The sequence below is a fragment of the Streptomyces sp. genome (genome assembly GCF_050698815.1).
GTDB lineage: Bacteria > Actinomycetota > Actinomycetes > Streptomycetales > Streptomycetaceae > Streptomyces.
In genome coordinates this window covers 1-11494 of the sequence record NZ_JBOHCV010000031.1, presented here as the reverse complement: position 1 = coordinate 11494, position 11494 = coordinate 1, and the positions used below count along the sequence as shown (strand labels likewise).

Annotated in this window: 8 protein-coding genes and 1 pseudogene; 3 read left to right on the top strand and 6 right to left on the bottom strand. The window is 70.9% G+C overall.

The window, feature by feature from the left end; translation table 11 throughout:
• Positions 1-142 precede the first annotated feature (142 nt).
• A complete protein-coding gene (gene dnaG / locus ACRDP3_RS01105) occupies positions 143-2044 on the top strand; it encodes a DNA primase (RefSeq protein ID WP_431514877.1) in 1902 nt (633 codons plus the stop codon).
• 176 nt (positions 2045-2220) lie between these two features.
• Entirely contained in the window at positions 2221-3303 is a 1083-nt protein-coding gene (locus tag ACRDP3_RS01100) for an RNA polymerase sigma factor (RefSeq protein WP_431514876.1), read from the top strand.
• A gap of 33 nt (positions 3304-3336) precedes the next feature.
• Here ACRDP3_RS01100 and ACRDP3_RS01095 read toward each other — a convergent pair whose 3' ends face one another.
• The 3 genes from ACRDP3_RS01095 to ACRDP3_RS01085 all read right to left on the bottom strand — a co-directional run bounded on the left by ACRDP3_RS01095 (position 3337) and on the right by ACRDP3_RS01085 (position 8610).
• Entirely contained in the window at positions 3337-5271 is a 1935-nt protein-coding gene (locus ACRDP3_RS01095) for an ABC transporter ATP-binding protein (protein WP_431514875.1), read from the bottom strand.
• Entirely contained in the window at positions 5268-7001 is a 1734-nt protein-coding gene (locus ACRDP3_RS01090; RefSeq protein ID WP_431514874.1) for an ABC transporter ATP-binding protein, read from the bottom strand. The genes ACRDP3_RS01095 and ACRDP3_RS01090 overlap by 4 nt, the downstream gene beginning before the upstream one ends.
• Before the next feature lie 202 nt (positions 7002-7203).
• Positions 7204-8610, bottom strand: coding sequence for an FGGY family carbohydrate kinase (locus tag ACRDP3_RS01085; RefSeq protein WP_431514873.1), 1407 nt, complete (start codon positions 8608-8610; stop codon positions 7204-7206).
• Between the two features lie 256 nt (positions 8611-8866).
• On the opposite strand from ACRDP3_RS01085, the gene ACRDP3_RS01080 reads away from it, so the two are divergent.
• Complete coding sequence (locus tag ACRDP3_RS01080) at positions 8867-10036, top strand: MalY/PatB family protein (RefSeq protein ID WP_431514872.1); 1170 nt, start codon at positions 8867-8869, stop codon at positions 10034-10036.
• A 47-nt stretch (positions 10037-10083) separates the two neighbouring features.
• On the opposite strand, the gene ACRDP3_RS01075 is transcribed toward ACRDP3_RS01080, so the two are convergent.
• From ACRDP3_RS01075 to ACRDP3_RS01065, 3 genes and pseudogenes are all read right to left on the bottom strand, one after another.
• Complete coding sequence (locus ACRDP3_RS01075) at positions 10084-10614, bottom strand: hypothetical protein (protein WP_431514871.1); 531 nt, start codon at positions 10612-10614, stop codon at positions 10084-10086.
• A gap of 179 nt (positions 10615-10793) precedes the next feature.
• Positions 10794-11027: pseudogene (locus tag ACRDP3_RS01070) on the bottom strand (transposase); the annotation flags it as partial.
• Between the two features lie 33 nt (positions 11028-11060).
• A partial coding sequence (locus tag ACRDP3_RS01065; protein ID WP_431514870.1) for a hypothetical protein occupies positions 11061-11494 on the bottom strand: 434 nt, incomplete at its 5' end.

Sequence of the window (11494 nt, the reverse complement as noted above, 5' to 3'; positions counted from 1 at the left end):
GTGCGGCGGAGCCGTCCGCCGCACCCGGTCCACCGGGTCAGGCCAGCGGGTCCGTCCCAGCCGGGCCCGGCACTACCTCGCGAAGTCAGACTGGAGTACTAGGGCGAACGGGGCTGTCGGCGGGCCGCCGTACACTGCTGGGGTGGCCGGCAGGATCAATGACGAGGACGTGAAAGCGGTACGGGACGCGGTCCCGATCGACGCCGTCGTCTCCGAATACCTCCAGCTGCGCGTCGCGGGCGGCGGCAATCTCAAGGGCCTGTGCCCTTTCCACGACGAGAAGTCTCCCTCCTTCCACGTCAGCCCGGGCAAGGGCCTGTACCACTGCTTCGGCTGCCAGGAGGGCGGGGACACCCTCGACTTCGTGATGAAGGTCGACCACCTCTCCTTCTCCGAGGCCGTCGAGCGGCTCGCCGGCCAGGCGGGCATCACGCTGCGGTACGAGGAGGGCGGGTACGGACGGGCCAGCCAGCAGGGCGAGCGCACCCGGCTCGTCGAGGCGCACAAGGAGGCCGCGCGGTTCTACGCCGAGCAGCTGGACGGTGCCGAGGCCGAGATCGGCCGCCGCTTCCTGGCCGAGCGGGGCTTCGAGAAGTCCGCCGCCGAGCGCTTCGGCGTGGGCTACGCACCGGCGGGCTGGGACCACCTGGTGCGCTTCCTGCGCGGAAAGGGCTTCTCCGACAAGGAGCTGACGCTCTCCGGGCTCGCCCAGGAGTCACGGAACGGCCGCCCCATCGACCGCTTCCGAGGACGGCTGATGTGGCCGATCCGGGACATCACGGGCGACGTCGTCGGCTTCGGCGCCCGTAAGCTGCGGGAGGACGACAACGGCCCGAAATACCTCAACACCCCCGAAACGCCGATTTACCACAAGTCCCAGGTGCTCTACGGCATCGATCTCGCCAAGAAGGACATCGCCAAGAGCAACCGTGCCGTCGTCGTCGAGGGCTACACGGACGTGATGGCCTGCCACGTCGCCGGAGTCACCACGGCCATCGCCACCAGCGGCACCTCCTTCGGCGAAGGCCACATCAAGATCCTGCGCCGCCTCCTGATGGACAACTCCCAGTCGGAGGTCATCTTCACCTTCGACGGCGACGCGGCCGGACAGAAGGCCGCACTGCGCGCCTTCGAGGACGACCAGAAGTTCGCGGCCCGTACGTCGATCGCGGTGACGCCCGAGGGCATGGACCCCTGCGAGCTGCGCCTTGCCGAGGGTGACGAGGCCGTCGAGAAGGTGGTCGAAAGCCGGTCGCGGCTCTTCGAGTTCGCGATCCGCTCGATCGTCGACCAGCACAACCTCGATACAGCCGAGGGCCGTTCGGCGGCGCTGGAACAGGCCGCGCCGGTCGTCGCCCAGATCAAGGATCCCTCGATCCAGCACGAGTACGCGGTACGGCTCGCCGGGCTGCTCGGCATCCTCGACACGCAGTTCGTGGTGCGGCGCCTGGGCCAGTTGGCGCGGCGGCGCCCGGCGGCAGCCCGTGGCCGTGGGTCCGCGCCCGCGTCCGCGCCCGCCGGGGCTGCGCCACGCTCTCCGGCGGCCCGTGGCGGCCCCGCACTCAACCTCCGCAGCCCGGCCCACCGCGTGGAGCGGGAACTGCTGAAACTCGCCCTGCAGCGCCCCGAGCTGGTCTCCCCGGCCTTCGACGCGTACGGCACGGACGAGTTCACCGGCCCGCCGTATGCCGCAGTCCGGGAGGCCATCGAATCGGCGGGCGGCACGACGGACGCCGACAGCGACTACTACAACCGGGTTCGCGACGCCGCGCCGGACGACACCGTACGCACGCTGGTCAGCGAACTCACCGTCGAGCCGCTGCGCAGCGGGCGCGGGCGCGAGCCCGACGGGATGTACGCCGGCACGCACCTCGTGGCGGTGCGGCGGGCCGCGGTCAGCGCGCGCATCACCGAGCTCGAGAGCACGGCCCGCCGCCTCGAGGCGCAGCGCGACGACGAGCGTTCCAGCGCCGTACGCAAGGAGATCTGGACCCTCCAGCAGTACGACCGCGCGCTGCGCGAGCGAGGCCCGGCCGCGCTCTGACGGCGGCCCGACCGTAGCCGTACGTACTCGCCGGGTCACCCTCATCTCAGAAACCGGCCGCACGACCCTCGTGGCGGGAGTGTGTCGTACCCCACACTGGGTTGCGGTGCCTGAGTCCTCGGAGCGGGGCGGTGCGCCTGCCAGGAGAGGCCGCAGTCCCCGCTGAACCGCACAGCATGTACGCCGCCCCCCGAACCGGCAGCGAGCACATGGAGGTCGCCCCCGTGCAGACCCGGACCCTGACCAGCGCGGCCCCCGCCGCCCCGACGGCTCCCGCCGCCCCGGCGGTTCCCGCAGCGGCCGTGGCCACGGCCACCGCCCGCGCCAAGCCGGAGTCATCGGGGAGCGGCCCGTCGGCCGACCTGTTCCGGCAGTACCTGCGGGAGATCGGCCGCATCCCGCTGCTCTCGGCCGCCGAGGAGGTGGAACTCGCGCGCCGCGTCGAGGCGGGTCTCTTCGCCGAGGAGAAACTCACCGACGCCACCACCCCGGACGGCCCCCTGGCTCTCGACCTCGACCGGCTGGTGGTGCTCGGCCGGATAGCCAAGCGCCGCCTCATCGAGGCGAACCTCCGGCTCGTCGTCTCGGTCGCGAAGCGCTACATAGGCCGCGGTCTGACCATGCTGGACCTGGTGCAGGAGGGCAACCTCGGACTGATCCGCGCGGTGGAGAAGTTCGACTACGCGCGAGGCTTCAAGTTCTCCACGTATGCCACCTGGTGGATCCGGCAGGCCATGTCCCGTGCGCTGGCCGACCAGGCCCGTACGATCCGCGTCCCGGTGCACGTCGTCGAGCTGATCAACCGAGTCGTCCGCGTCCAGCGCCGGCTGCTCCAGGAGCGCGGGTACGAGCCCACCCCGGAAGAGGTCGCGACTCACCTCGACCTCACCGAGGCACGGGTCAGCGAGGTGCTGCGGCTCGCGCAGGAGCCCGTGTCGCTGCACGCGCCGGTAGGCGAGGAGGACGACGTCAACCTCGGCGACCTGATCGAGGACGGCGACGCCCCCTCACCCGCGGAGTCGGCGGCCTTCCTGCTGCTGCGCGAGCACCTGGAGGCGGTGCTCTCCACCCTCGGCGAGCGCGAACGCCGGGTCGTGCAGCTGCGTTACGGGCTGATCGACGGCCGTCCCCGCACCCTGGAGGAGATCGGCCGCCTCTTCGGCGTGACACGGGAACGGATCCGGCAGATCGAGTCCAAGACCCTCAGCAAGCTCCGCGACCACGCCTTCGCCGACCAGCTCCGGGGCTACCTCGACTGACCCGCTCGCAGCGGGGCCGTACCACCGGCCCGCTCAGTCGATCTCCGCGACCGCCTCCGCGAACTGCGCCTTGTACAGCCGCGCGTAGGCGCCGTCCGCAGCCAGCAGCCCGCTGTGCGACCCCTGTTCCACGATGGTTCCGCTCTCCATCACCAGGATCACGTCGGCGTCGCGGATGGTGGACAGCCGGTGGGCGATGACGAAGCTGGTACGGCCGTGCGCCAGCCGTGCCATCGCCTGCTGGATGAGCACCTCGGTACGGGTGTCCACCGAGCTGGTCGCCTCGTCGAGCACCAGGATGACCGGGTCGGAGAGGAAGGCGCGGGCGATGGTGATCAGTTGCTTCTCGCCAGCGCTCACGCCGGTGCCCTCGTCGTCCAGCACGGTGTCGTAGCCGTCGGGCAGGGTGCGGATGAAGCGGTCGGCGTGTGCCGCCCGCGCCGCCTCCTCGACCTGTGCGCGGCCGGCGCCCCGCGCCCCGTAGGCGATGTTCTCCGCGATCGTGCCGCCGAAGAGCCAGGTGTCCTGGAGTACCATCCCGATGCCGGCGCGCAGTTCCTCGCGGTTCATCGCGGCTATGTCCGTGCCGTCCAGCAGGATCCGGCCGCCGCGCGTCTCGTAGAACCGCAGCAGCAGATTGACCAGGGTGGTCTTGCCCGCGCCCGTCGGTCCGACGATGGCGACGGTCTGGCCCGGCTCGACCGACAGCGACAGGTCCTCGATGAGGGGGCGGTCGGGGTCGTATCGGAAGGACACGCCGGCCAGTTCCATCCGTCCGCGCACCGTGCCGGGGTGTGCCGCCCGAAGGCCGGCGTCCACCGGGTCCGGTGACTGCTCCTCCGCGTCGAGCAGTTCGAAGACGCGTTCCGCGGAGGCCACCGCGGACTGCACCATGTTCGCCATCGAGGCGACCTGGTTGAGCGGCTGGCTGAACTGCCGCGAGTACTGCACGAACGCCTGCACGTCGCCGATGGACAGGGCGCCGGAGGCGACCCGCAGACCGCCGACGACGGCGACCAGCACGTAGTTGAGGTTCCCGATGAACATCATCGCGGGCTGCATGATCCCGCTGATGAACTGCGCCTTGAAGCCCGCCCGGCAGAGCGCCTCGTTCTGCTCCCTGAACGCCGCGGCCGACTCCTCCTGCCGACCGAAGACCTTCACCAGCGCGTGCCCGGTGTACATCTCCTCGACGTGCGCGTTGAGCTTCCCGGTGGAGGACCACTGCTGCACGAACTGCGGCTGCGCCCGCTTGCCGATCCGGGTGGCCACCAGCACCGTCATCGGAACGGTCACCAGCGCGACCAGTGCCAGCAGGGGGGAGATCCAGAACATCATCACCAGGACACCGAGGACGGTGAGCAGCGAGTTGACGATCTGTCCCATGGTCTGCTGCAGGGTCTGCCCGATGTTGTCGATGTCGTTGGTGACGCGGCTGAGCACCTCGCCACGTGTCTGCTTGTCGAAGTAGGACAGCGGCAGCCGCGCCAGCTTCTCCTCCACCCGTTCCCGCAGCCGGAAGACGGTGTGCGTGATGGCCCGTACCGACAGCCGTCCGCTGAAGAGCATCATCAGCCCCGCGGCCGCGTACACCGCGAGCACGGTCAGCAGCACCTGGCCGACGGCACCGAAGTCGACGCCCTGGCCGGGGACGAAGTCCATCCCGGAGAGCATGTCGGCGACGTCGCCGTCGCCCTCGCGCCGCATGCGTTCCAGCACCTGCTCCCGGCTCGCCCCGTCCGGCAGCCGCTTGCCGATGAAGCCCGCGAAGATGAGGTCGGTGGCCTGGCCGAGCAGCTTGGGGCCGAGCACGCTGAAGCCGACGCCGAGCAGGCCGAACAGGACGACGCCCGCCAGCGTGACCCGCTCCGGCAGGAACTGTCCCAGCAGCCGCCTGGCCGACCCCTTGAAGTCCTCCGAACGCTGGACCGGGGGACCGCCTCCCATCATCCGTGCCGGGCCACTCATGCCGCCTCCTGCTCGGTGAGCTGGGAGAGCACGATCTCCCGGTAGGTCTCGTTCTCCGCCATCAGTTCGCGGTGCCGGCCGACTCCGGCCACCCGGCCCTCGTCCAGGACCAGAATCCGGTCGGCGTCACGGATGGTGGCCACCCGCTGGGCGACGATGATCACCGTCGCCTCCGCCGTGCTGCGCGCCAGCGCCGCCCGCAGCGCCGCGTCGGTCGCGTAGTCCAGGGCGGAGAAGGAGTCGTCGAAGAGGTAGATCTCGGGGCGGTGCACCAGGACCCGCGCGATGGCGAGGCGTTGCCGCTGGCCGCCCGAGACGTTGTTGCCGCCCTGCCCGATGGTCGCGTCCAGGCCGCCTTCCATCGCGGCCACGAACTCCCGTGCCTGCGCGGTCTCCAGCGCCTGCCACAGCTCCTCGTCGGTGGCGTCGGGACGCCCGTAGCGCAGATTGGAGGCGACCGTGCCGGAGAAGAGGTACGGCTGCTGCGGCACCAGCCCCACCGTCCGCGCCAGCAGCCGCGGTGCCAGGCCCCGTACGTCCTCGCCGTCGATGAAAACCGTGCCCGCCGTGGCGTCGAACAGCCGCGGTACGAGGCCCAGCAGCGTCGACTTCCCGCTGCCCGTCGAGCCGATCACCGCCGTCGTCTCGCCGGGCCGCGCGAGCAGATCGACGTCCTGCAGCACGGGTGCCTCGGCACCGGGATAGCGGAAGCCCGCCCCGCGCAGCTCCAGTTCGCCGTGGCGGCGCAGTGTCGCCACGGGCCGGTCCGGCGGCACCACGCTGGACTCGGTCTCCAGCACTTCGGTGACGCGCTCGGCGCACACCTCCGCGCGCGGCACCTGCATGAACATGAAGGTGGCCATCATCACGGACATCACGATCTGCATCAGATAGGCCAGGAACGCCGTCAAGGCGCCGATCTGCATCCCGCCGCCGTCCACGCGGTACGCGCCGAACCAGACGACGGCGATGCTGGAGACGTTCACGACGGTCATGACGGTGGGGAACATCAGCGCCATCAGCCGCCCGGTGCTCAGCTGCACGTCGGTCAGCCCGGTGTTGTGCTCGTGGAAGCGCCGCCGCTCGTAGTCGTCCTTGACGAAGGCCCGGATGACCCGGATGCCGGTGATCTGCTCGCGCAGCACCCGGTTCACGCCGTCCAGCCGCCCCTGCATGGTGCGGAACAGCGGGCGCATCCGCCGGACGATCAGCCCCACCAGCACCCCGAGCACCGGTACCACGCCCAGCAGCACGGCGGACAGCGGTACGTCCTGGCCCAGTGCCATGATGATGCCGCCGACGCACATGATCGGTGCCGAGACCATCAGGGTGAACGTCAGCAGCAGCAGCGTCTGCAGCTGCTGGACGTCATTGGTGGTGCGCGTGATCAGCGACGGCGCGCCGAACTGTCCGACCTCGCGCGCCGAAAAGGTCTGCACCCGGTCGAAGACGGTGGCCCGGATGTCCCTGCCGACGGCCGAGGCGGCGCGGGCTCCGTAGTAGACGGCGCCGATGTTGCAGACGACCTGTGCCAGCGAGACCAGGAGCATCAGGGCGCCGAACCGGAGGATGTAGCCGGTGTCGCCCAGCACCACGCCGTTGTCGATGATGTCGGCGTTGAGGGTGGGGAGATAGAGCGTGGCGGACGTCTGCACGAGCTGCAGCAGTACGAGCAGGACGACCGGGCGCCGGTACGGGCGCAGATGGGCACGGAGCAGACGAATCAGCACACGGGTCCCCGGGGCGACTCAGAAGATCGAAGTGGTCGCACTCATCTTCGAACAGTTCCCCCGCCGAGGGGCCCAAGTCCCGGCAAAGACCCTGCTGAGATCGCTGCGAGCTGAACCGGTTGCGAGGCACCCCGCGGTGGGCGTGAACTGGGGGTGTCAGCTCGCGCGCCTGTAGCTCGCGTGCCTTGTCAGCTCGCGCGTGTCAGCTCGGGAAGGCGCCGGGGTGGGCCTCGTCCCGTACGGTCACGTACTGCTGCCGCACCGCCTGCCCGGCAGCCAGCTCCTCGCCCGCCTCGAAGACTTCACATTCCGCCGCGGGCCACTGCGGGGGATGCCCGCCGCCCCTCAGCGCCCACGCCGCCTGCCGGGCGGCGCCGAGCGCGGCGTAGTCGCCGGGCCGGGGCACGACGACCTGCGTGCCGAACAGCCCCGGCGCCGCCTCCCGTACGGCGGGCAGCCCCGCCGCCTGCCCCAGCAGGAAGAGTCTGCGCACCTGTACGCCACGTCCGCGCAGCACGTCCAGCGCGTCGGCGAGGCCGCACAGCATCCCCTCGACCGCCGCCCGGGCCAGGTGTTCGGCCTTCATGCTCTCCCGCCGCAGCCCGTGCAGCGACCCGGCGGTGTGCGGCAGGTTCGGGGTCTGCTCCCCCTCCAGATAGGGCAGCAGGACGAGCCCGTACGCACCGGGAGTCGACCGCTGTGCCAGTTCCGAGAGCCCCTCCAGGTCGGTGCCCAGCAGATCGGCGGTGCCGCGCAGCACGCGCGTCGCGTTCAGGGTGCGCACGGCGGGCAGGTGCATGCCGGTGGCGTCCGCGTAGGAGGTGATGGTGCCTGTCGGATCGACGAGCGCCTCGTGGTGCACCGCGAAGACCGACCCCGAAGCACCCAGCGAGATGACGGCGTCGCCCGCCTCCACACCCAGCCCGAAGGCGGCGGCCATCGTCTCGCCCGTACCGGCCGAGATCAGCAGACCTTCCGGGGTGCGCCCGGCGGGTTCGGCCGGACCGATGACGTCCGGCAGGGCGATCCGGTGGCCCAGCGCGAGCTCGACCAGGTCGGGGCGGTAGGACTCCAGCGCCGCCGACCAGTAACCGGTGCCGGAGGCGTCGGCGCGGTCCGTGGTGCGCCGGGCGGGACGGCCCATCAACTGCCACACCAGCCAGTCGTGCGGCTGCAGCGCCTCGGCCACCCGGGCCGCCGACTCCGGTTCGCTGCGCGCCAGCCAGCGCAGCTTGGCGACCGGGTGCCCGGCCTGCGGAACGGCCCCGACCGCCTGCGCCCACGCCTCGCGGCCGCCCAGCGCGTCGACGAGATCGGCGGCGGCGGGCTGCACCCGTCGTTCGCTGCCGAGCAGGGCGGGCCGTACCAGCGCGCCCGCGGAGTCCATGGGGAGGAGTCCCTGCTGCTGCGCGGCGACCCCGATCGACTCGACGTCGGCGAACTGGCCGCCGCTCGCCGCCTCCCCGAGCGAGATCAGCCAGGACTGCGGGTCGTCGCGCTCGGCGGGATGTGCGGCGTAACCGTGCTTGACGACGGCGCCCGAGTCCGCGTCGCAGACGACGATGCGTGTGTACTCCGCTGAGCTCTCCAGACCGGCGACAATCCCCATGGCCGGAATCATGCCTCACGACCTGACGCGCGAGAGCGAGCGGGCTCGCGGGGGTCTGCTCAGGCGGCGGGAAAGGATCTAGCGCCCCTCCCGGCAAGCTTTGCCCTGTCGCGCCGCCCATCACGCACGCTCGCCGCGTTGACCGGAAGCCCTGGTAGCTCCGCTACAAGGACTTCCGGTCGCCTTGCGATCGCACGCACTGGACGACGCTCCCCAACGGGCAAACATTGCCGGTCAAGGCACTAGCGTGGCAGACGTGGACACACATACGAGCAATCCGCTGCGGCAGTGCTCCCTGACCGAGCTGCGCCGTCGTACGAGCGCGAAATGGCGCGTCTACCCGGCCGACGTGCTGCCGATGTGGGTGGCCGAGATGGACGTGCCGCTGGCCGAACCGGTCGCCGAGGCGCTGCGGGCGGCCGTGAGCGCGGGAGACACCGGCTACGCGATGGGGACGGACTACATCGAAGCGCTGGACGGCTTCGCCGAGCGGCAGTGGGGATGGCGGGTGCGGCCCGAGCGCGCGGCGATCGTGCCCGACGTGATGGCGGGCGTCGTCGAGGTGCTGAAGCTGATCACCTCGCCGGGCGATGTGGTGGTGGTCAACTCGCCTGTCTACACGCCCTTCTACCAGTTCGTCTCGCACATGGACCGCTCGGTGGTGGAGGCGCCGCTGAGCGCGGAGGGGCGGCTGGACCTGGACGCGCTCGCCGCGGCCTTCCGTACGGCCACGGGGGAGCGCGGTGCCGGCGGCGGCCGCCGGGCGGCGTATCTGCTGTGCAGCCCGCACAACCCCACCGGGACCGTCCACACGGCGGCGGAGCTGGCCGCCGTGACGGAACTGGCGAACGCGCACGGGGTGCGGGTCGTCGCCGACGAGATCCACGCGCCGCTGGTGCTGACCGGCGCGCGCCATACGCCGTACCTGTCGGTGCCCGGCACGGAACGGGCCTTCTCCCTGATGTCGGCGTCCAAGGCGTGGAACCTGGCCGGGCTGAAGGCGGCGCTGGCCATCGCGGGCAGCGAGTCGGCCGCGGAGCTCGCCCGGATTCCGGAGGAGGTCAGCCACGGTCCGAGCCATGTCGGCGTGATCGGCCACGTCGCGGCGCTCCGGCACGGCGGCGACTGGCTGGAGGCCCTGCTGGCCGGGCTCGAGGAGAACCGGCGGCTGCTCGCTGAGCTGTTGCGCAAGCACCTGCCGGAGGTGCACTACCGCCCGCAGCAGGGCACGTTCCTCGCCTGGCTGGACTGTCGCGGACTGGGCCTGGGCGACGATCCGGCGGCGGCGTTTCTGGAACGGGGCCGCGTCGCCCTCGTCCCCGGGCCGGCCTTCGGCACCGGCGGTGCGGGGCACGCGCGGCTGAACACGGCCACCTCGCCCGAGGTGCTGGAAGAGGCGGTGCGGCGGATGGCGTCCGCGGTCTGAACCCCGCAGCGCTTCGCCGCCGCACCCCCTTTGTCAGCTGAGCCGGCTCAGCAACGCTTGGACGAGTACGCCTGGTTCTCCGTCGGGTCGCCCGTCTTGCGCACGGAGGCGACAGCGGCGGTGCAATCGGCCACCGTGTCCGTACCGCTGGACCAGAACTCCTGCTGCCTGGTCTGTTCCCACGCCTGCGCGCCCAGCACCGTGTCCTGGTCGTAGCTGTAGACGCCGGCGGCGACGTCGTAGGGACCGGTCGTCTTGCGGAAGCTCTCCCAGACCCACACGTAGGAGTAGTTCTCCTGGCAGTCCGGCGAGTAGAACTGCTTCACCGAGGCGATGGTGGTGCCGCTCCGCTTGACGTATCCGGTGCTGCCGATCTGGTAGGCGTCGGCACAGACGTCCGCCGCCACGGCAAGCTTGCTCGTCGGGTTGCCCTTCGCGGACGGGGCGGTGGTCTTCGCCGCACTCCGCTCGGACGGCTTGGGTGCGGGGCCGCTGCCGGCGAAGGCAGCTCCCGCGGGGATCGTCATCATCGCGCAAGTGAGCACGGCGACAGCGGTCTTGGCGTAGCGAATACGCATTTCTCCCCCTCTGGCGTGTCAAAACAGGTAACCGGAGTCTTGCGGCCCTATGCCCGAAAGAACCCGTTACCCAGAGAGACACGCGACATGGGCGAGGGGTTGTACGGGCACCCGGTATCCGTCCAGGCCGGTCCAGCGGAGCCGGCCCGGACCGCCGACCGGCCGTGCGGGGCGCCTCGTTACCGGGACCTTACGGAAAGGCCCGGCGTTCGCGTCGGGGATGAATGCATCTCAAGGCTGCTCTGACGTGCGACCTCAGAGCGGCGTTTCTGCTGCTCGACGTACTGGCGGAGGGCCGCCAGCGGTGCTCCGCCGCAGGAGGCGGAGAAGCAGGAGGGCGACCACAGGTGCCCGTGCGTGGTGGCGTGGTTGATGTGGCCGGTGAACTCTTGGCGTATCCGGCGGGCGCAGACGCCTTTGAGGCTGCCCCGGCAGGGGCGGGGCGATCAGTTGAAGAACATTCGGAAGAGCCAGTCGGGCAGGGCGTCGGCGGGGGTGAGCGGCGGTCCGAATTCGAAGCCGTGGCGGCCCTCGTGCCCGATGGGCAGGCCGCAGCACTGTTCCTCGAGGGTGCCCTCGAGGAATTTCACCTTGCAGGGCGGCAGCACCAGGGTCTCGCGAGCGGGACCGTACTCGTCCTCCTCCTGCCAGCGCGTCCACAGGTTCCGCGCGGGCAGTTCGTCCGTCGCCCGCAGGCCTTGGGCGAAGGCGTGATGGAGGCCGGCGTGCTCAGCCTCCAGTGAGCACCACAGTGCGGCGGCGACCTCGAACGCTCCGTCGACGATGGCTTCCAGCTCGGCGATCTCGGCCTCGAGGTAGAGCACTCGGGCCGGGCAGGAGATCTGGTACTCGGACATGCGGGCCATCATGCATGGATGCC